The organism is Aquitalea palustris, from assembly GCF_003693445.1.
Classification (GTDB): Bacteria; Pseudomonadota; Gammaproteobacteria; order Burkholderiales; family Chromobacteriaceae; genus Aquitalea; species Aquitalea palustris.
Window position 1 is genome coordinate 1 of record NZ_RFAR01000063.1, and the last position, 21,408, is coordinate 21,408.

Consider the following 21,408-nt stretch of genomic DNA (forward strand, 5'->3'; position numbering starts at 1 on the left):
CAAGGGTGTGGAAGTTCGAGTCTTCTCTTGGGCACCAATTAAAAAAGCCGTTGATCTCAGATCAACGGCTTTTTTTCATTGCAGCTCAACTTGAGTTGTAGCTGACTGCTCTCCCTTGCTGTCAGCGCACGTCGGGTCTGTCTGTTGATGCCCCTGCCAATGCAGCACCAGACCTCGCATCCAGAGCCAGGAAGAAAAACACCGAGCACGAAGTCAGCAAGCCCATCACCAAGAATGACCAGGCAAAGTCACTGCCGAGCAAGGCTTGATGTCCCTGCAAGGTAGTGACCACCTGTAGCGTCATTGCCGCAACGGTCACCCCAAAACCAGCAGCCAACTGTTGCGCCACACTGGACAAGCTGGTGGCATGACTCATGCGGCTTTGTTCCACATCGGCAAAAGCAATGGCATTCAGACTGGTAAATTGCAGGGAGCGGAAAAATCCACCCAGCACAAACACCACCAGCATCAACACATGAGGGGTGTCCACCCGGAACAGACCGTATACCGCCATCGACAGCCCCACCAGCAAGGCGTTCCAGCTCAGAACCTTCTTGAAACCAAAGCGCTCCAGTACTTTGGCCACAATGGTTTTCATGAAGATAGCCCCAATAGCAGTGGAGCAGGTCAGCATGCCGGATTCGAATGGCGTATAGCCAAAACCAAGCTGCAACATCAGTGGTAGCAAGAATGGCGTGGCACCGACGCCCATCCGGATGAGAAAGCCCCCCATTACACTGGCGTGAAATGTCGGCAAGCGTAACAAGGACAGGTCCAGCAATGGATCAGCCACACGCCGGTAATGCCACAGATAGGCCAACAGCAACACTGCGCCGAACAAGCTGACCGCCAGCGATAGTTCCAATGACAACATGTGCTTGCCTTCCGTGGCCAGGCCCAGCATCAACATCGATAAGCCGATACCGGTCAGGGCGAAGCCAGTCTTGTCCAGCGGTGGCAAATGCTCTTCTTTCAGGTTCTCGATATAACGCCCCGCCAACACCATGCCGAGAATCCCAATCGGAATGTTGATGAAGAAAATCCAGCGCCAGTGGAAGTAGGTCGTGATGAAACCACCCAGCGGCGGCCCGATCACCGGGCCGAGCAAGGCCGGAATGGTGAGATAGCTCAAGGCTTTGACCAGCTCCTCCTTGCGAGTAGTGCGCAGAATGACCAGCCGTCCCACTGGCACCATCATCGCGCCGCCCATACCCTGAATGAAGCGTGCCAGTACAAACCCTGCCAGTGATCCACTAAAACCACACAGTACCGAACCTAAAACGAAAACAGCAATGGCTGAGCGGAATATCCGTCTGGCACCAAAACGGTCGGCCATCCAGCCGCTAACCGGAATGAATACCGCCAGACTGACCAGATAAGATGTCAATGCCAGCTTGAGGGCCACAGGATCGACCAGCAAATCGCGGGCAATGGCCGGCAAGGAGGTAGCGATCACGGTAGCGTCCATGTTTTCCATGAACAGGGCGGTGGCAATAATGAGCGGCGTCAGCATGCCGCTGGCCAGTTTGAACTGCATAGCATCAGTCTGCGAAGGAAGGTGTCGTTCAGTCTAGCAGCTTGACCCATGCTGTCAGAACGGATGTGAAGAAGAAGTGTTAGCAGTTGTGAAAATGGACAGCAAGAAAAGGCAGCCCACGGGCTGCCTTTATTATTCTGCATACGCTATTCAGCACATACTGAAGCAAGGCTTAATGTGCAGCCAGCTCCAGCGCATTGCTCAAGTCCCCCATGACGGCTTCGCCATTGGCCTGCAAGGCAGTATCGCGCTCGATAACACCTGGCAGCGCTGGCAAATCGAAACGGCGGCTGATGAAACGCAGGATGGATGCCGTGTCATATTGGGTATGGTCGACAAAGCCTTTGCGGGCATAGGGCGAAATGATAATGGCAGGAATGCGGCTGCCCGGCCCCCAGCGATCCCCCTTGGGGACCGGGGCATGGTCATAAATACCGCCATTTTCATCGTAGGTGACCACGATCAGCATGTTCTTCCATTGCGGGCTCTGTTGCAGCTTGGTAATCAGCTGGGCAATGTGCTCGTCACCATCCGCCACGCTGGCATAGCCAGCATGCTGGTTCAGATTGCCCTGAGGCTTGTAGAAAGCCACGGCAGGCAGCCTGCCGGCCTGAGCATCGCGCAAGAATTCAGCATCGAAATCCTTCAGGTGCGCTTGACGATAAGCTTGCTGCGTAAGCGGATCAAAGGCGGCGTAGTAGTTGAAAGGCTGGTGATGGGCCTGGAAATTAGGCTGTCCACCGTTGTAGATATTGCTACGCTGAGCCAGCGAAGCATTCCAACCGCCAGCATACCAGGCCCAGCTGATGCCCTTGGCTGTCAGGCGATCACCAATAGTGACGGCAGTCTGTGCTGGCAGCGTGGTGGCTTTGGTGGTATCGGCATACTGGCTCGGCCCCTTGGCTCCCGGTGCATTACCACTTGGCTGATACAGGGGCTGCATGGTGTTGACTGCATAGAACATGCCCTGACTGTCCTTGGGCGTCAGATTGCTGTCGTTCTTGTAGGTCGGCTTGCCATCCAGCACCGAAGCCTTGGCACCAGTAGCAGGTGTCAGACGCAGGAACTGTCCTTTGGCATCAGTATCGATGGCAGAAATCGAATCCTTGGCCGGGGAGTCTGCCGCATCGGCATTGGGATAGCTTGGCGCACAGGCACAGATCAGATACTGGTGATTCAGGAAAGAGCCGCCAAACGCCCCCATGAAGAAGTTATCTGCCAGCGTGTACTGGCGTGCCAGCTGCCACAATGCCATCTTGCTGCCATCGTAGTAGCCCATGCTCAGGCCACCCGCATCCGAATAAGCCGCAAACTTGTCATTCTTGCCGCCATTGATCTGCATCTGGTTATTATAAAAGCGATGCACCAGATCGCGGGTTACCACATCCTGCCCGACCTGCACGCCGCTGCCGTTTACCCCTGCCGGATCATCAATACGGAATGGTTTGTTGGGCCAGCCCATGGTTTGTGCCTGGCTGAGGGTGACACGCTGGCCGGCAGCAGTCAGGCCATTCCAGGTTGGCGGCAATACCGGCAAAACCGAGCCATCAAAATCCTTCTGTGGAACATAGCTGCCACGCGCGGCAGGATTGACGCCCGGGATACCGTTGGCACCCGGATACAGGCCATACAAATTATCGAAAGCACGGTTTTCAGCGAAAATAACCACAACATTCTGAATGACATCCAGCGAACCGCTGGTGACCGGAGCCTGCGGCATATTGCTGGCACAGCCGGCAAGAGCTGCCGTCAGCGCCAGGGAAAGCAAAGCGGGTTTGCAGTTGTGCATGAGAGTGTCCTTGTGCGGGTTCAGGTGATTGTGCCGGCATCGTGTTGCACGCGTATGATGGACGAATTAGACGGCCAAACCCGGGTACAAGCAAGGTGGCGCCGCCCTGCTCCTAAGACCTGCCCTTGCGTCATCAAGGGGAGATAAAACTGGCGTATGCTGCTGCCGATTCAACCTGACAGTTCTCGATCATGCCGTCTTGCCCTCCCCACCCGCCAGCTTTGCGCATAATCCTGCCGTGGCTGAGTTTGCTCTTACTGTTGACGGCTTGCCATCAGGCAGCAGCGCCTGTGGCAGCCAACACGATGGCAACGCCTGCCCTTTATGCAGACAGCCATCCACTACCGGCGAAACAACTGGAAGCATTGGGGCGGCAATTATTTCATGAACCCGCGCTCTCGGCCTCCGGCAAACAATCCTGCGCCAGTTGCCACAGCCCGGCTCACGCTTATGGCCCAGCAGATGGCAAGCCAGCCCAGTTCGGTGGTGTGGATGGCCAACAGCAGGGTAACCGCGCCGTGCCCTCCTTGCGCTATCTGCAAAACGTACCGCCATTCAGCGAACATTTCCGCGATAACGACGGCAATGACAGCGAAGATGCCGGGCCTACGGGCGGTTTTACCTGGGATGGTCGCGCCGCCAGCCTGCATGAGCAGGCCAGCCTGCCCTTGCTGTCCGCCAATGAAATGGCCAATCGCAGCCCGGAGCAGGTGATTGCGCAACTGCAGGCCAGCCCGAGTGCCAGCGCATTTGCCGCCTTGTTTGGCCGAGATATTTTTCAGGACAAGCAGGCCGCATTCAGAAAACTGGTACTGGCGCTAGAGGTGTTCCAGCAAAGTCCGGCCGAGTTTTATCCCTATAGCAGCAAATACGATGCCTGGCTGCGCGGACAGGCCACACTGAGCAAGCTGGAATTACGTGGCTTGCAGGTCTTTAACGATCCGACCAAGGGCAATTGTGCTGCCTGTCATCTCAGCCAGCGGCAGCCAGATGGCTCCTTTCCGGCCTTTAGTGATTTCGGACTGATCGCACTGGGCGTGCCACGCAATAAGGCATTGGCAGTCAACCGTGATCCTGCTTATTTTGACATGGGCCTGTGCGGGCCACTGCGGCAGGACATGCAACGTGACGCGTATTGCGGGCTGTTCCGTACGCCTTCGCTACGCAATGTCGCCAGTCGCAAGGTGTTTTTCCACAATGGCGTATTCCATGATTTACGCCAGGTGCTGGAGTTTTACGCCAGCCGCGATAGCGATCCCGCCAAATGGTATGGACATGGAAAAACAGGCCAGCGCTTCAATGACCTGCCCAGCCCTTATCACGGCAATATCAATCAGGAAGCACCTTTTGGTGGGAAGGCAGGCTCACGGGCAGCATTCAATGCCCGTGATATAGATGCCATGTTGGCTTTTCTGCAAACGCTGACTGATGCGGATGTGCTACCCGCCAGCAGATGAAGCGCAAAAGCTAGCCATCCAGTGCTGGCAAATCATCGATAGCCAGCATGCTGGCCAGCACATCGACTACCAACTGGTGATCCTGTCGTTGCGGCAGGCCGGATACCACGATGGAGCCAATGCAACCCACGCCTTGCAACCGCAAGGGGAAACCACCGCCATGCGTCGCATGCTCGGCCAGGGACAAGCCGTTTTTTTCCTGCAGATTGGTTTGTTGGCGTTGGCAATCCAAACCGATAGCCAGCGAACTGCGTTCAAATTTCTGCACCACATTATGCTTGCGGCGGGCCCAGTCCTCGTTGTTGGCACTGGCCCCGGCCATCAGCAGCTGGAAACGACGCACCTGGTTAACGGTAATGACAATGGCTAGTGCCGCGCCGCGCTGGCGAGCGGCTTCACGCAAGCGACAGCCAAGCTCCCATACGGTATCCGAATCAAACTGGCTGAACGCCAACCGTGCTTCCTGCTCGGCGATGATTTGCAAATCGTCTTCCACGCTCATGGCAATATCTCCTGCGCGCTCACGTCCCTGCCCTGTGCCGCACTGTATTCAGCACGCTCCAGCCAGTCCATGACACTGGCCGCCTGCCGAGCAGTGACCGGATTGTCCGCTTCGCCACGAATGGCCGCCGCCAGCTGGCGATAATATGTGCGATAGTCACCGGGCAGATTGGGCAGGCTTTCCGTCTGAGTCCCGCTTGCTGCCGACAGGAAAAGCTGGCCCGGCAAGGGGTCGACACCCCAGCCGGCCCCACCCGCCGCTTTGCCCAGCTTGAGGTCAGCCTCCTGTGTGTCGAGCCCGTACTTGGTGTAACTGGCCAGATCACCGTGCACGGCAAAGCGGGGAATACCGCCACTGACCAGGCAGGAGCCATGCAAGACCACATGCATTTCCGCATAACGCAGCTGCACATGGAAATAATCCGTCGCTTGCGCTGCTGGTCGTTGCTGGGCCAGATAGGCAGATACAGCCAGCGGCTGACCAAACAGCTGCAAGGCCTGGTCCAGCACATGCGGCCCCAGGTCATACCACAAACCACTGCCGGCTCCACCCTGTTCGCGCCAGCGCTGACGTACTTCTGGCCGATAGCGGTCAAAGTGCGAGACAAACTGGCTGATCTTCCCCAACCGGGCACTTGCCAGCAAGCCTTGTACAGTGAGGAAGTCGGCATCCCAGCGCCGGTTATGGAATACCGACAGCAACAGTCCCAACCGACCGGCTAGCTCATCCAGCTGCCGGGCTTGTGTCAGGGTAAGGGTAAAGGGTTTGTCCACCACCACATGCTTGCCTGCCAGCAAAGCTGCTTCGGCTTGGGAAAAATGCAGATCATTCGGAGTGGCGATCACCACCAGATCGACCGCCGCATCTTGCAGGGCCTGTTGCAGTGTCGACCACTGCCGTAGCGCTGGCCAATCTGCGCTGAGCACGTCCGCCTTGCTGCTGACCACGCCGTAAAGCTGCAAATCCGGGCAGGCGGCAATCAACGGGGCATGAAAGGTTTTACCGGCATAACCATAGCCGACCAGCACGACATTCAAAGGAGTGGGCATGCATCATCCTGGCTGTGCTATCTGCAGAAAAGCGGATAACTGCGATTGATAGGAAGGAAAGAAACAGTGATGTTAGCGCTATCATACCGAATTGCAGCCATAAAAAAACCCACCGCGAAGGGTGGGTTTTACGGGTCATGCCAGGCTTACAGGCCGTAAGGATGACGCAATACGATGGTTTCTTCGCGATCCGGACCGGTGGACACGATATCGATCGGGGCCCCGCAGACTTCCTCGATACGCTTCAGGTAAGCCTGAGCGTTAGCCGGCAAGTCTTCCCAGCGCTTGGCACCAACAGTGGAGTCGGTCCAGCCCGGCATGGTTTCATATACCGGTTCGCACTTGGTCACTGCATCGGAACCAAACGGCAGGATGTCGACTTCCTTGCCATCCAGCTTGTAGCCCACGCACAGCTTGATCTCTTCCAGGCCATCCATGACGTCCAGCTTCATCACACACAGACCGGACACGCCGTTGATCTGGATGGAACGCTTGAGCGCGGCGGCATCGAACCAGCCACAGCGACGCGGACGACCGGTAACCGAACCGAATTCGTTACCACGCTTGGCCAGGAAGGCGCCAATCTCGTTTTCCTGCTCACTCGGGAAGGGGCCGGAACCGACGCGGGTGCAGTAGCCCTTCACGATACCCAGTACATAGCTGAGCATTTGCGGCGGAACACCGGCACCCGGCGCAGCAGCGCCAGCCACACAGTTGGACGAAGTCACAAAGGGGTAAGTACCGTGGTCGATATCCAGCAGGGTGCCTTGGGCTCCTTCAAACAGGATGGGGATACCGGCCTTGTCCATGTCGTACAGGGTGCGCGACACGTCGGCCACCATCGGCTTGATGCGCTCGGCCAGCTTCATGGTATCCGCCAGGATGGCTTCGTAGCTTACCGGTTCGGCCTTCAGCAGATTGGTCAGCAGGAAATTGTAGTAATCAACATTTTCCTTCAGCTTGCTGGCAAAGCGTTCCGGATTGAACAGGTCAATCACCTTCAGTGCGCGACGCGCTACCTTGTCTTCATAGCAAGGGCCGATGCCGCGACCGGTAGTACCGATCTTGCCAGCGCCCAAAGAGGCCTCGCGTGCCTGGTCCAGAGCAACGTGATAAGGCAGGATCAGCGGGCAGCCTTCGGCAATCTTCAGGCGGGCCGAAGCATTCACACCGGCGGCTTCCAGTTCGTCGATTTCCTTGAACAGGGCCTCCGGAGACAGCACCACGCCGTTACCGATAAAGCACTCGACACCTTCGCGCAGGATGCCGGACGGAATCAGGCGCAATACGGTTTTCTTGCCATTTACCACCAGGGTATGGCCCGCATTGTGACCACCCTGGAAACGCACCACAGCACGTGCGTGGTCGGTCAGCCAGTCAACGATCTTGCCCTTGCCTTCATCACCCCATTGGGTACCGATCACGACAACATTCTTGGACATTGGAAAAACCTCTTCTTCAGTCAAACTAAAAATCAGTTAAAGGGGACGATCTGCCAGCCGTCAGCGGCCGGAATCAGTTCACGGTTGCAGCCGATGGCCTCGGCTGATTCCCCCAGATAATCAATAATCACTACCTCGCCTGCAGCGCGCAGGCGCTCGACCTCGCCCTGGGCCGCCGGCAGGTGGCGATTGGCAACACGTACACCCATGGCGCTGCCACGTTCCGGCAGGATCTGGATCAGATCGCGCAGATCCAGGCTGAAGCCGGTCGCCGGACGGGCACGGCCAAAACGACGGCCAACATTGTCATAGCGACCACCACGGGCCAGCTCCACAGCCCAGCCAGGCGCATAGGCGGCAAAGATCAGGCCGGTGTGATAGTGCGTACCACGCAGCTCGGACAGGTCAAAACTAATTGCGACTCGTCCTTCGAAGGCACGGGCGATAGCTGTCAATTGCATCAGAGCCAGCTCGACTTCCGGCAGCGAGGGCAGGCGGGTGCGGGCTTTTTCCAGCACCGATGCCGGACCGTACAGCTCGGGCAGGGCAAGGAAGGCACTGCGGTAAGGCTCGGCCAGACCGGCTACCTGTTCGGCGATGCTGGCCGCGTCCTTGTTTTGCAGCACGGCAAACAGTTCGCGCGTAGCCTGTGGCGACAGGCCGGCCGCCGTAGCCAGTCCTCGGAAGATGGCGGTATGGCCAACGTCCAGTCGCAACTGCGGCACCTTGACCTGATCCAGCGTGGACAGCATCAGTTCGATGATTTCGATATCGGCTTCGATACCGGCATAGCCGTACAACTCGGCGCCAACCTGCATCGGCTGGCGCGAGCTCATCAAGCCATTGGGGCGGGTATGCACCACACTGCCGGCATAGCACAGACGGGTCACGCCGGTACGATGGCCCAGCAGGTGAGCATCGATACGTGCTACCTGCGGGGTGATATCGGCACGCAGACCCAGTTGGTGACCAGACAGCTGGTCGTCCAGCTTGAAGGTTTTCAGGTCCAGCGCGGTATCACCTTCGGCGATAAGCGAATCGACGTATTCGATCAGCGGCGGCAGGACCAGTTCATAGCCTGCACAGCGGAATTGTTCCAGCATCGCTGCCTTGGCAGACTCCACCTGGCGGGCGGTAGCCGGCAGGATGTCTGCAATGTATTCGGGTAACAGCCAGTTACGCATATTCCGGTTTCGACAAATAAAAGGCGGGATTCATCACCCCGCCCTGTTTACGGCAAACTGGCCGGGGTGTCCGGCCAGTCATGAAAACTGATTGTAATTGCCAGGCAGTGCTTACCTGCCCTTGCTGGCCGCCGCTTGCGGGTTCTTGAAATACTTGAAGAACTCGCTGTTGGGGTCCAGCACCATCACGTCGCTCTTGTTCTTGAACGACTCTTTGTAGGCATCCATGCTGCGCCAGAAGGCATAGAACTCCGGACTGCGGCCATAAGCTTCCGCGTAAATTGCGGCGGCCTTGGCATCGCCCTCGCCCTTCCGTTGCTGCGCCTTGTTATAGGCATCAGCCAACAGCACATCGCGCTGCTTCTCCGCTTCGGCACGGATGCGCTCGGCATCGGCAGCACCTTCGCTACGCAACTGGCTGGCGACGGTACGGCGTTCCGACTGCATGCGGTCATAGACGGAGCTGCTTATTTTATCCGGAAAATCGACACGTTTTAAGCGTACGTCGAGAATTTCCACGCCTATTTTACGCGCATCTGCGTCTGCGCGCTTGCGAACCGTCTCCATCACCTGGTCGCGTTTGCCGGAAATGACATCAGCCACGGTCTTCTGACCGAACTCGGCGCGCAATCCATCGTTGATGGTCTGCTTGAGACGAGCGACAGCGGCATTCTCGGATCCCACGCTCTTGTAGAACTGTTCGACATCGACAATACGCCATTTTACATAGCTATCCACCAGCACGTTTTTCTTCTCGCGCGTATTGAACAGCTCCGGTGCTTCGGCATCGATGGTCAGAACCCGGCTATCGAAATAGCGCACATTCTGCAGCAGTGGAATCTTGAACTGGATACCCGGCTGTTTGATCACCCGCTCGACTTCGCCAAACTGGAAGACCATGGCGTATTGGCGCTGGTCAACGGTAAACAGCGACAGGCTGGCGACAAACAGAATGCCCAGCACCGCGAGCAGGATTGGCATGATTTTTTGCATTTCAGTGCTCCCCACCCAGAATGTCGCGGCTACGGCCGAAATCCCGGCCACTCTTGTTGCTCCGAGCCGGTGGCGTTACCGGAGCAGCAGCGGGAGCAGGTGCAGTGGCTGCCGGTGCTGCGCTGGCAGGCGTAGCAGCACTTGCCGCCTGGGTCAGCTTGTCCAGCGGCAGGTATAGCAGGCTGTTGCCGTTTTTCTGGTCGACAATGACCTTGCTGGTGGCACTCATTACTTGTTGCATCATGTCCAGGTAGAGGCGGTCACGCATGACCTTGGGAGCCTTGTTGTATTCAGACAACACTTGCTTGAAACGGGAGGCATCCCCTTCCGCTTGCGACACCACTTTTTGCTGATAGGCTTCTGACTCCTGCTCAAGACGCGCGGCCATGCCCTTGGCCTTGGGCACCACATCGTTGGCATAAGCCAGGCCCTCGTTGCGCAGCTTGTCCTTGTCCTGCCCCGCCTTTACGGCGTCGTCGAAGGCAGCCAGGACCTGCTCGGGCGGCTGCACGGCATTGATATTGACCTTGGCAATGCGCACACCCAGTGCGTAACGGTCCAGAATGTCCTGAATGACTTTTTGCGACTCGGCGGCGATCTGCGCGCGGCCTTCATTGAGGACGAAATCCACCTTGTTGCGGCCAACCACTTCACGGATGGCGGTTTCGGTTGCCTGCTTCACGATGTCGTTGGCATTGCGATCGGCTGCGGCATTATTGAACAGGAAGGCCTTGGGGTCCTTCACGTCGTACTGCACCGACAATTGCACATCGATGATGTTCTGATCGGCAGTCAGCATCAGCGATTCTTCCGGCACCTTGTTCTTGGCATTGCTGCGATAGCCCACTTCCACGCTACGCAGCTCGGTCAGGTTGACGATTTCCACCTTTTCAAAAGGGTAAGGTGCATGCCACTGCAAGCCGGGATCGGTCACGCGGCTGAAACTGCCCATGCGTAACACCACGCCCTGCTCCTTGGCGTCCACCACATAAAAACCGCTACCCAGCCATAGTGCGGCCAACACGCCGACAACGGCGATGGCACCACCCTTGAAGGCGGCGCGTGGTTCGGGGCTGGGCTGTTCGCCCGATGGCTTGGCGCCCAGCAGACGGGCCAGGCGCTGATTGAGATTACGGAAAATTTCGTCAAGGTCCGGCGGACCGTCACTGCCCTGACGTCCCCGATTTGGATCATTCTGCGACATATTCGTCTTGTTCTTCGTGTTGGTTATCAGGTGACTGCAAACGTTCGGCAAGTACTGTCCGCAAGAGTTCCAGCCCTTCACCGGTGAGCGCGGAGAGGCGAACCGCCTGTGCGAGCTGCTCCTGGTCACGCTCGATGCTTGCCGGGAGCTGCCGCAAATCGGTCTTGTTCCATACGATCAGTTGCGGCACACCATCGGCGCCGATTTCTGCCAGCACCTTGTTGACTTCATCTATCTGGACATCGCGTAGCGGATTGGAGGAGTCCACCACATGCAATAGCAAATCGGCCTGAATGGTTTCTTCGAGTGTGGCACGGAAAGCAGCCACCAGGGTATGCGGCAAATCGCGAATGAAACCGACAGTGTCTGAAACGATGATCGAGGTTTCAGTATTGAGAAACAACTTGCGACTGGTGGTATCCAGTGTGGCGAACAGCTGGTCGGCCGCATAACTGCGGGCCTTGGTCAGTGCGTTAAACAGCGTTGACTTGCCGGCATTGGTATAGCCGACAATCGATACCGATGCGATACCGGTGCGCTGGCGGCCGCGGCGCTGGGTATTGCGCTGTTTTTGTACCTGGGCCAGCCGCTCTTTGAGTGCCTTGACCCGATTACCCAGCAGTCGGCGGTCGGTTTCCAACTGGCTTTCACCAGGGCCACGCAGGCCGATACCACCCTTTTGCCGCTCAAGGTGCGTCCAGCCACGCACCAAGCGGGTGGCGATATGCGACAGCTGCGCCAGTTCTACCTGCAATTTGCCTTCGTGACTGCGGGCGCGCTGGGCAAAGATGTCCAGAATCAGGCTGGTGCGATCGATCACCCGGCATTGCAAGGCACGTTCCAGATTACGTTCCTGCCCTGGCGACAGCTGGTGATTGAAGATCACCACATTGGCACCGGTTGCCCGCACCATCAGGCCGACTTCTTCCACCTTGCCCTTGCCGGCAAACAAGGCAGCGTCGGGTCGCTGACGCTTGCCCTGAACAATGCCGGTGACAGTCACGTTGGCGGAGCCAACCAGTTCGACACACTCGGCCACATTTTCCTGATGGTCGGGATCACCAAAATCCAGACAGACCAGCACTGCCTGGTCTCCAATATCGGGACGATCAAACACTGTATAGACAACCGTAGATGAGGATTCCGTCGTCATGGCAGCTGCAAGCATACGCGACAGAATCATGCATGAAAAAAGGCCGACAAGCCGTGTCAGCAAGACACAGCCTGGCGGCCCGCGAGGATGCAGCGATCAGCCTGATCAGGCGTCTTGCTGATCCTGCTTCTGACCCGGATGTTCGTGCGGGATGTTAACCGGACGGGCCGGAACAACGGTAGAGATGGCATGCTTGTACACCATCTGGGTAACCGTGTTCTTCAACAGCACTACGTATTGGTCAAAAGACTCAACCTGACCCTGCAGCTTGATACCGTTCACCAGATAAATGGATACCGGCACATGTTCCTTACGCAGAATATTCAGGAACGGGTCTTGTAACATTTGCCCTTTAGAGCTCATTCGTTTTCTCCGAATCGTTGATTGTTGTATTAAATAATCTTTAAAGCCCGGCTGGTATGCTTATTTTTAGCAGAAAAAAACCCAGCCTACTATTTTTTACCACTCTTGCCCCAGCGTACTTCCTTCTCGCGTCCACGCAGCTTGGACATCGGCTTCGGTTTGGCCCGGGACTTTTCCTTGGATTCTTCAGTATCGAAGGGGTTTTCCGAGGTTTTGTACTGCACACGCAGCGGCGTGCCCTGCAGTTTGAACACCTTGCGGAAGGTATGTTCCAGATAACGCGTGTAACTGGCCGGGATCGCATCCAGCGCATTGCCATGAATCACGATGATAGGTGGATTCATGCCGCCCTGGTGAGCATAACGCATCTTGGGGCGCATCAGACCCGAGCGCGGCGGTGCCTGACGTTCCACTGCAACATTCAGTACCCGCGTCAGCTTGGGCGTAGCCAGCTTGACCATGGCTGCCTGATAGGCTTCATCGATGGATTTGAACAGGTCGGTCACACCACGGCCTTCGATGGCCGAGATGTAATGGAACTTGGCAAAATCGAGGAAGCTGATCTTGCGGGCAATTTCCCGCTTCACGGTTTCCTTTTTCTCGAAGTCCAGGTTGTCCCACTTGTTCACCGCCACCACCAAGGCGCGACCTGCTTCCAGCGCGAAACCGGCGATGGTGGCATCCTGCTCGGAGATGTCCAGCTGCGCATCCAGTACCAGCACCGCCACGTTGGCATCTTCGATGGCCTTCATGGTCTTGATGATGGAAAACTTTTCGATGGCTTCGCTGACCTTGCCACGACGCCGCACACCGGCGGTATCGATGATGGTATAGGTATGGTCATCCCGCTCGAAATCAATATAGATGCTGTCACGCGTGGTACCGGCCTGGTCAAAGGCGATGACGCGCTCTTCACCGAGAATGGCATTGACCAGCGTCGACTTGCCGACATTGGGGCGGCCGATCACGGCGAATTTGGGATGGTAACGGGCTTCTTCTTCCACTTCGTCGGGGAAGTCTTCCAGCACCATTTCCATCAGCTCGCGCACACCATCTCCATGCGCAGCGGAAATCACCAGCGGCTGGCCCAGGGCCAGTTCGTGGAATTCCGCGCTGGCGATGGCGTGACTGATGCCTTCGGCCTTGTTGACCACCAGGAAGACCGGACGGTCGATCTGGCGCAGGCGATTGGCAATGATCTTGTCCTGGGGCGTGATGCCGGTACGGCCATCCACCAGGAATACCACGGCATCGGCTTCATCCACGGCCTGCAGGGTCTGCTTGGCCATTTCGAACAGAATGCCTTCATCCACTACCGGCTCAAAGCCGCCGGTGTCGACCACCAGATACGGTTTGCCTCCCACTCGACCATGGCCGTAATGGCGGTCGCGGGTCAGGCCAGGCTGGTCGGCGACCAGGGCGTCACGGCTGCGGGTCAGCCGGTTGAAAAGGGTCGACTTGCCCACATTGGGGCGGCCGACCAGCGCTACGGTAGGTTTCATGGTTACAGCTTTTACTCAATAGACAGCAGCGACAGGCGACCATTTTGCCCCTGCACCAGGGCAGATGCACCCAGGGAGATGGGCTGGGCGGTTGCGCCTTCGCTGCCAAGTTTCACACGGCCCACCAGACTGCCGCTCTCATTGGACAGCAGGTGGCCATAGCCTTCACCATCGATCACCAGGACAAAACGTCCGAGCATGGCGGGGCCGGATACATTGCGGAATTTCAGGGCATCGGTCTTCCACAGGCTGCGACCGGTACTGCGGTCATAGGCCCAGACCGAGCCGTCTTCCGCAGTCACATACAATTTGCTGGCATCCAGCGCCACACCGCGGCTGGAGGACTGTTCGCGTGCCCACATCAGGCTGCCGCTCTTGGCATCGAAGCAGGCGACGCGCCCCTGATAGGCGACGCTGCAGACTTGCCCGCCGTCGTAGACCGGACGGCTGGTGATGTCGGTGATGCGTTCCAGTTCGGTGGCACCACGCGGGTTGGCGACCACCCCTTCCCACAGCGTGTTGCCGTTGGCCGGGCTGATGATGTCCAGCTTGCCACCTGGCAGACCCACCATGACGGCTTCGTTGCCTACTGCCTGCATCGAGCCGGTATTGCGTACCAGCAGTTGCGGCAGGGCATGGGCAATCGACCATTGCTGCTTGCCATCGGCCAGGCTGAAGCCGGTCAGGCGGCCATCATTGCTGCGCACCACCACCATGCCCGCAGCGATTTGCGGTGCTTCCAGCATCACGCTGGTGAGCGATTGTTCCCACAGCGTCTTGCCGCTGCTGCGATCCACGGCCAGCAGCGTGCCGCTTTGCGTTCCCAGCACAACGGTATCGCCGGCTACAGCCACGCCGGATGACAGCTCGCGCTTGAGCGCGACATCGGCGCTGACGCGGCCGGACAGTGCATCAACGGTGCGAAGATGCCCGGAGGGATCAGCCGACACGACGTTGCCATTGGCGTAAACCGGGGTAAAACCGCTGTCGGAGGCTGCTTGCGACAGCGTCCATTTCACATTCAAGGCCTGGATGGGCTTGATGGCCGCCAGCGGTGTGGGTTTAGCAGCGGAAGAACTTTCAAACCAGCTGGCGCAGCCGGCCAGCAAGAACGAGGAAAGAACAGCAGTAACCAGCAGTTGGCGGCGCATCAATTAACCTCCCAGTGCGTCGAGTTTGGTCTGTATGAACTGGCGGTTGGGCGATTCGCCTACCAGCTTGGCCAGGGCGGCCTTATAAGCATCACGTGCCGCGGCCTTGTCGCCCTTGGCTGCATGCACATCACCCTTTTGATCCAGGAACAGCGCATCAAATGCGCTGGGATGCGCCTGGCCCAGTTCGGCAATCGCTGCATCATAACGCTTTTGGTCCAGCTCGATGGTAGCCAGACGCAAATGAGCGACGGCCACCATGGATTCGTCCTTCACGTTTTGCACCACCCAGGACAGCTGTGCCTGGGCAGTGGCCAGATCATTCTTTTCGAACGCCACCTTGGCAGCCAGCAAGGCAGCATCTGCAGCGTAGGCTGTGGAAGAATAATCCGACTGCAGCAAGCCGGCCGAGCTTTTCACCTTGGCCAGATCCTGGCTCTGGGCTGCCTGCTCGACATCAGCAAACACCACGGCGGCCTTGCTGGCTTGTGCGTTCTGGTAATAGCCGAAAGCCTTGTAACCCAGATAAGCCACACTGATGGCCACTACTGCACCGCTGATGAGCTTGCCCCACTGTTGCCAGAAGGCCTTCATGGAGTCGATCTGTTCCTGTTCCTGCAAGTCGTACGCCATGGCGCACCCCCCCTTATATCAAGCCTTGATTGCGGCAATGGTCGAAGCTACCTGGTCCAGCGCCACCGTCTGCTGTGCTGCATCGGCACGCATCGGTTTGACGACGGCCTGACCGGCAGCCATTTCGTTTTCACCGATGATGACGGCAAACTCCGCACCGCTGCCATCGGCCTTTTTCATTTGCGACTTGAAACTGCCCTCACCCAGATGCTGGATGACCGACAGGCCGGCCGTGCGCAGTTGCTGTGCCAGCTTCATGGCATACATGGCCGCACCGGCGCCCTGCTGCACGATGTAGACATCGACGCTGCGGGCCGCCGGCAACAGGCCCTTGTCCTGCAACAGCAGCAGTACACGTTCCAGGCCCATGCCAAAACCGATGCCGGGTGCCGGCTTGCCACCCAGTTGCTCGATCAGGCCATCGTAGCGGCCGCCGGCACACACCGTGCCCTGCGCACCCAGTTCGGTGGTGACCCACTCGAATACCGACTGGTTGTAATAATCCAGCCCGCGTACCAGTCGCGGATTTTCCACGAAGTCTATGCCCAGACTGGCGATCATGGTCTTCCAGCCTTCATAGTGGGCACGCGACTGCTCGCCCAGATAATCCGACAGGCGCGGTGCCTGGTCTGCCATCTCTTGCAAGGCCGGGTTCTTGGTATCCAGCACGCGCAGCGGATTGGTGTACAGCCGGCGCTTGCCGTCTTCGTCCAGAATGTCGACAAAGCCTTCCAGGTAAGCAATCAGCGCCTCACGATGGGCTGCGCGCTCTTCGGCATTGCCCAGCGAGTTGATTTCCAGACGCACATACTGGCTCAGACCCAGGCGCTGCCACAGGTCGGCGGTCATGGCGATGATTTCGGCGTCGATATCCGGGCCGGCAAAGCCCAGTGCCTCGATACCCATCTGGTGGAACTGGCGGTAGCGGCCTTTTTGCGGCTTTTCGTGGCGGAACATCGGGCCCATGTACCACAGCTTTTGCGTGGTGTTGTACAGCAGGGTGTGTTCAACCACCGCGCGCAGGGTGCCGGCGGTGCCTTCCGGACGCAGCGTCAGGCTGTCGCCGTTGAGGCTGTCGATGAAGGTATACATTTCCTTCTCGACCACGTCGGTCACTTCGCCGATGGCGCGCACAAACAGCGGGGTAGTTTCTACGATGGGGGTGCGGATGTTCTGATAGCCATAGTCGGCGAGCAGCTTGCGCAGCACACCTTCAAAATATTCCCATTGGTAGGATTCGGCGGGCAGCACATCATTCATGCCCTTGATTGCCTGCAATTTTTGCGCCATTTATTCAGTTCTTTTTGCTATTCGATTGATCTTGTCACCGGAGCCAGCCGGTCCGCTCAGCGTTGCGGCTGAATCGGAATGATGCGGCTGCTGCTTTCACGACGCTTGCTGCTACCTTCGCCGTAGCGAGTCTGCACATAATCGTCGACCAGCGCCTTGAATTCGCCTGCGATATTGTCGCCCTTCAGCGTTACGCCCTTCTGGCCATCCACATACACCGGCGCCACCGGCACTTCACCGGTGCCAGGCAGGGAGATGCCGATATCGGCCAGCTTGCTTTCGCCCGGGCCATTGACCACGCAGCCCATCACCGCCACCTTCATGTCTTCCACACCGGGGTACTGCAAGCGCCAGATCGGCATCTGCTCGCGCAGATAGCTCTGTATCTGGTCGGCCAGTTCTTGGAAGAAGGTGCTGGTGGTGCGCCCACAGCCGGGACAGGCCGTCACCAGCGGGGTAAAGCTGCGCAAACCCATGGTTTGCAGCAGTTCCTGCGCCACGATGACTTCACGGGTGCGCGCTTCGCCCGGTTGCGGGGTCAGCGAAATGCGGATGGTGTCGCCAATGCCTTCTTGCAGCAGGATGGCCAGGGCGGCAGACGAAGCCACAATGCCCTTGCTGCCCATGCCGGCCTCGGTCAGGCCCAGATGCAGCGGGAAATCGCAACGGCTGCCCAGATCGCGGTAAACGGTGATCAGGTCCTGCACATTGCTGACCTTGCACGACAGCAGGATGTTGTCAGCGGGCAGGCCCAGTTCCATCGCCTTGTCTGCGGACTCCAGCGCCGAGACGATCAGCGCCTCGCGCATCACCAGTTCCAACGGCAAGGGCTGCGGCTTGCTGTTGTTGGCGTCCAGCATGCGCGCCAACAGTACCTGATCCAGGCTGCCCCAGTTGACGCCAATGCGTACCGGCTTGTCCAGTTCGGCCGCGGTGCGGATCATGAAGGCAAACTTGTCGTCGCCCTTGGCACCCTTGCCGACATTGCCCGGGTTGATCCGGTATTTGGCCAGTGCGCGGGCGCAGTCCGGATAGTCTTTCAGCAGGCGCTCGCCATTGAAGTGGAAGTCGCCCACCAGAGGCACATTGCAACCCATGTCATCCAGCCGTTGGCGAATTTCCGCCACCCGTGCCGCAGCTTCCGGCGAGTTCACGGTAATGCGTACCAGCTCGGAGCCGGCCTGGGACAACTGGTAAACCTGTTCAACAGTGGCGATGGCATCTGCCGTGTCGGTATTGGTCATGGACTGCACCACAACCGGCGCATCCGACCCCACCATGACATGTCCCACCCTGACCTGGCGGGTGGGACGTCGCGCGATATTCACGCTATTCATGCAAAAATCCGCATCTACTTGAGTTCAATTTTGGCGGTAGTGCCACGGATCTTGTCCGTCAGGGCGACGGGCTGTCCGTTAAAGCTGAGCTGTACCTGGGCGGCATTGCCGATTTTCAGCTGGAAAGGCGGCGTGCCGGTCAATTCCTTGCTGCTGCCTGCCTCCAGTGTGCCGTACTGCAGTTTCTTGCCGGTGCCATCAATCACCGAAACCCAAGCAGCCTGTTGTGCATTCAGCTGAATATGCCCGGTGGCGCCATCGGCGGCCGCCGCACTGGCAGGCGCTTTGCTGGCGCCCAGAGCCGCGGCTGCACTGGCCGTCACGGCCGGAGAGACTTTGGCAGCCGGCTGAGCAGAGGGCTGACTGGCAACCGCCGGTGTGGTGGCCGGTTCAGCCACCACTGCAGCCGAGGCTGCCGCCGGAGCCAGTACCGATGCCGGTGCTGATGCGGCAGGTGCTGAGGCGGCCTGCTGTGTCAGCATCGGTTGCAATGTCTGGGCGGGGGCCGGCGCAGAACCATCCTGCCGGCCAGCGAGCCATAAGGCTCCGCCAGCGACCGCCGCCACCAGCAACAGCAGTAGCAACCATTTGCCGGCCTTGCCGGTACCACCCGCCGGGGACGACACACGGGCCAGGGTTTCCGCCATGCTGGCCGGCTCGCTGGACGGGTCATGCTTCACCAGATTGACCACGTCATTGACGGCAGAAGGGAAATGCTCTTCCAGCTGCGCCATCAAGGGTTCGGCATCCACCTTGAGAAAACGGGCATAGTTTCTGACAAAACCACGTACGAACGTTGCACCCGGCAATTGCTGGAAATCATCTTTTTCGATGGCATCCAGTTGCCGGACAGACAGTTTCAGCCGTTCGGCCACTTCACCCAGACTCATGCCGGCTTGTTCGCGCGCTGCTTTCAGCGCTGCGCCAACACCCAGTCTGGTCGACTGGCCATTCGCTTCCTGTTCCATCTTCAGCTTCCGCTCAACAACAGTTGTGTTTCCTTGGAGTCCGGGTAGCGGTTTTTCAGCGCGGTGGAATATTCCGCCTCATGCGCCCGGTCTCCCCCTTTCCTGGCAATCTGTACGCCCAGCCACAAGACATCGGCCCCGAGCTGTGTATTGCCTGCGGTCTGCTGCAAGCGTCCGAAATAAAAGGACGCCAGTTTGGTATTACCCAGCTCCAGATGCAAGGCAGCCAATTCGCGCAGTGCAGGCAAATAATTGGGGGCCATCTGCAAGGCGGTCAGCAGGTAATCATTGGCCTGGGTGGTTTCACCCAGCTTGACACTGCAACGGCCCATGTTGAGATAGGCCGTTTGGGGTGTCTGGTACAGTGGGTTGGCGATGGCCTTGGCGAAGTAATCCATGGCCGCCCGCGGGCGTTCATGTTCGCACAGAAACTGGCCATAATTATTATTTGCCTCCGGACTGGAGGAATCGACCTGTAGCGCCTTGAGAAAGTTCTTCTCGGCATCGCTATCCAGATGCATCAGATTGTATACATAGGCCCGGGTCAGATAAGCACCGACAAAGCTGTCATCGGCCTTTACCGCCTCATTGGCAGACTCCAGCGCTATCGGCAGATTGCCCAGCCCGGCATATTCAACGGCCAGCTGGCTGCGGATTTCCGCCAGTTTGCGGTTGGCCGGCGCGGCGAATGCGACAAGGGAATACGCCAACAGGCACACCGCCATCCACACTCGCCACTTGCTCATTCTTCGCGCTCCTGGGCTATCTGCATCCACTTCACCTGACGACGGGTCTTGTCCATCACCTGTCCGGCTAGTTGACCACAGGCCGCGTCGATGTCGTCACCACGGGTTTTTCTTACGGTAACCACGTAACCCTGTTCCTGCAACAATTCGCGGAAAATGCGGATCGCATTATTGCTGGAGCGATCGTAACCGGAGTTCGGGAAAGGATTGAACGGAATCAGGTTGAACTTGCACGGGACGTCGCGCACCAGTTCCAGCAACTGGCGGGCATGTTCCGGTCGATCATTGATGCCGTCCAGCATGACATATTCAAAGGTAATGAAATCGCGCGGGGCCTTTTCCAGATAGCGCTGGCAGGCCGCCATCAATTCTTTCAGCGGGTATTTCTTGTTGATGGGGACGATTTCATCGCGAATGGCATCGTTCGGTGCATGCAGGCTGACAGCCAGCGCCACCGGACAAGCTTCACGCAGGCGATCCATCTGCGGCACCAGGCCGGAGGTGGACAGCGTCACACGGCGGCGGCTGAGGCCATAGCCGTGATCGTCCAGCATGATTTGCAGCGCGCTGACCACATTGTCGAAGTTGGCCAGCGGCTCGCCCATGCCCATCATCACCACATTGGACACCACCCGTTCGTTTTTCGGGGTAATGCCCATGGCCTTGTTGGCCCACCACAGCTGGCCGATGATTTCGGCGGTACTCAGGTTGCGGTTGAAACCCTGGCGACCGGTGGAGCAGAAGGTACACTCCAGCGCACAGCCCACTTGGGATGACACGCACAAGGTGCCGCGGTCGTCTTCCGGAATGAACACGGTTTCCACACCGTTGCCGGTGCCGACGTCGAGCAGCCACTTGCGGGTACCATCACTGGACGCCTGCCCGGTCATCAGCGACGGTACGCGCACCTCTGCCCGCTCGTGCAGCTTGGCACGCAGGCTTTTGGCCAGGTCGGTCATCGCGTCGAAATCGTCTTCGCCCATCTGGTGCATCCAGCGCATCACTTGCTTGGCACGGAAGGCTTTCTCTCCCATGGCGGCAAAGTGTTCGGTCAGCTGGTCCAGATTGAAGTCGAGCAGGTTGGTTTTCATGCAATCCTCGGTAAAAC

19 protein-coding genes are annotated in these 21,408 nt (G+C 58.3%); 1 reads left to right on the forward strand and 18 read right to left on the reverse strand.

What is annotated here, in order from left to right:
- Positions 1-121: 121 nt before the first annotated feature.
- Positions 122-1,537, reverse strand: a complete 1,416-nt coding sequence (locus EAY64_RS14750) for a DHA2 family efflux MFS transporter permease subunit (protein WP_226034211.1) — start codon at positions 1,535-1,537, stop codon at positions 122-124.
- A 172-nt stretch (positions 1,538-1,709) separates the two neighbouring features.
- Positions 1,710-3,326 (reverse strand): acid phosphatase, encoded by a 1,617-nt coding sequence (acpA, locus tag EAY64_RS14755; RefSeq protein ID WP_103525504.1) that lies wholly within the window; start codon positions 3,324-3,326, stop codon positions 1,710-1,712.
- Positions 3,327-3,631: 305 nt separating this feature from the next.
- Here acpA and EAY64_RS14760 point away from each other — a divergent pair, with 305 nt between their 5' ends.
- The gene (locus EAY64_RS14760) at positions 3,632-4,783 is read left to right on the forward strand and encodes a cytochrome-c peroxidase (RefSeq protein ID WP_226034210.1); all 1,152 of its coding nucleotides are present in this window, start codon (positions 3,632-3,634) and stop codon (positions 4,781-4,783) included.
- A 10-nt stretch (positions 4,784-4,793) separates the two neighbouring features.
- On the opposite strand, the gene EAY64_RS14765 is transcribed toward EAY64_RS14760, so the two are convergent.
- From EAY64_RS14765 to rlmN, 16 genes are all read right to left on the reverse strand, one after another.
- Positions 4,794-5,285 (reverse strand): heme-degrading domain-containing protein, encoded by a 492-nt coding sequence (locus tag EAY64_RS14765; protein ID WP_103525506.1) that lies wholly within the window; start codon positions 5,283-5,285, stop codon positions 4,794-4,796.
- Positions 5,282-6,334 carry an oxidoreductase gene (locus EAY64_RS14770; RefSeq protein ID WP_103525507.1) on the reverse strand — a complete coding sequence of 351 codons (1,053 nt, stop codon included), beginning with the start codon at positions 6,332-6,334 and terminating at the stop codon, positions 5,282-5,284. Before EAY64_RS14770 ends, EAY64_RS14765 begins: the two co-directional genes overlap by 4 nt.
- A gap of 146 nt (positions 6,335-6,480) precedes the next feature.
- A complete protein-coding gene (locus tag EAY64_RS14775; RefSeq protein ID WP_103525508.1) occupies positions 6,481-7,776 on the reverse strand; it encodes an adenylosuccinate synthase in 1,296 nt (431 codons plus the stop codon).
- Positions 7,777-7,808: 32 nt separating this feature from the next.
- A complete protein-coding gene (locus tag EAY64_RS14780) occupies positions 7,809-8,960 on the reverse strand; it encodes an ATP phosphoribosyltransferase regulatory subunit (RefSeq protein ID WP_103525509.1) in 1,152 nt (383 codons plus the stop codon).
- Between the two features lie 111 nt (positions 8,961-9,071).
- A complete protein-coding gene (hflC, locus tag EAY64_RS14785; RefSeq protein ID WP_309545434.1) occupies positions 9,072-9,941 on the reverse strand; it encodes a protease modulator HflC in 870 nt (289 codons plus the stop codon).
- Positions 9,942-9,954: 13 nt separating this feature from the next.
- The gene (gene hflK / locus EAY64_RS14790; protein WP_103525511.1) at positions 9,955-11,157 is read right to left on the reverse strand and encodes an FtsH protease activity modulator HflK; all 1,203 of its coding nucleotides are present in this window, start codon (positions 11,155-11,157) and stop codon (positions 9,955-9,957) included.
- Positions 11,144-12,274 carry a GTPase HflX gene (gene hflX / locus EAY64_RS14795; RefSeq protein WP_103525512.1) on the reverse strand — a complete coding sequence of 377 codons (1,131 nt, stop codon included), beginning with the start codon at positions 12,272-12,274 and terminating at the stop codon, positions 11,144-11,146. Before hflX ends, hflK begins: the two co-directional genes overlap by 14 nt.
- Positions 12,275-12,415: 141 nt before the next feature.
- On the reverse strand, positions 12,416-12,673 hold the full coding sequence (hfq, locus tag EAY64_RS14800; protein WP_045844760.1) for an RNA chaperone Hfq: 258 nt from the start codon (positions 12,671-12,673) through the stop codon (positions 12,416-12,418).
- An 89-nt stretch (positions 12,674-12,762) separates the two neighbouring features.
- The gene (gene der / locus EAY64_RS14805; RefSeq protein ID WP_059287277.1) at positions 12,763-14,175 is read right to left on the reverse strand and encodes a ribosome biogenesis GTPase Der; all 1,413 of its coding nucleotides are present in this window, start codon (positions 14,173-14,175) and stop codon (positions 12,763-12,765) included.
- 11 nt (positions 14,176-14,186) lie between these two features.
- Positions 14,187-15,326, reverse strand: coding sequence for an outer membrane protein assembly factor BamB (gene bamB, locus EAY64_RS14810; protein WP_103525513.1), 1,140 nt, complete (start codon positions 15,324-15,326; stop codon positions 14,187-14,189).
- Between the two features lie 3 nt (positions 15,327-15,329).
- A complete protein-coding gene (locus tag EAY64_RS14815) occupies positions 15,330-15,959 on the reverse strand; it encodes a YfgM family protein (RefSeq protein ID WP_103525514.1) in 630 nt (209 codons plus the stop codon).
- A gap of 18 nt (positions 15,960-15,977) precedes the next feature.
- Positions 15,978-17,249, reverse strand: coding sequence for a histidine--tRNA ligase (hisS, locus tag EAY64_RS14820; protein WP_103525515.1), 1,272 nt, complete (start codon positions 17,247-17,249; stop codon positions 15,978-15,980).
- Between the two features lie 56 nt (positions 17,250-17,305).
- Positions 17,306-18,586 (reverse strand): flavodoxin-dependent (E)-4-hydroxy-3-methylbut-2-enyl-diphosphate synthase, encoded by a 1,281-nt coding sequence (gene ispG / locus EAY64_RS14825; protein WP_103525516.1) that lies wholly within the window; start codon positions 18,584-18,586, stop codon positions 17,306-17,308.
- A gap of 14 nt (positions 18,587-18,600) precedes the next feature.
- Complete coding sequence (locus EAY64_RS14830) at positions 18,601-19,554, reverse strand: RodZ domain-containing protein (RefSeq protein ID WP_103525517.1); 954 nt, start codon at positions 19,552-19,554, stop codon at positions 18,601-18,603.
- 2 nt (positions 19,555-19,556) lie between these two features.
- Positions 19,557-20,300: a type IV pilus biogenesis/stability protein PilW gene (gene pilW, locus EAY64_RS14835; RefSeq protein WP_226034209.1), complete on the reverse strand. Its 744-nt coding sequence runs from the start codon at positions 20,298-20,300 to the stop codon at positions 19,557-19,559.
- Entirely contained in the window at positions 20,297-21,391 is a 1,095-nt protein-coding gene (gene rlmN, locus EAY64_RS14840) for a dual-specificity RNA methyltransferase RlmN (RefSeq protein WP_103525518.1), read from the reverse strand. The genes pilW and rlmN overlap by 4 nt, the downstream gene beginning before the upstream one ends.
- Between the last annotated feature and the right edge of the window lie 17 nt (positions 21,392-21,408).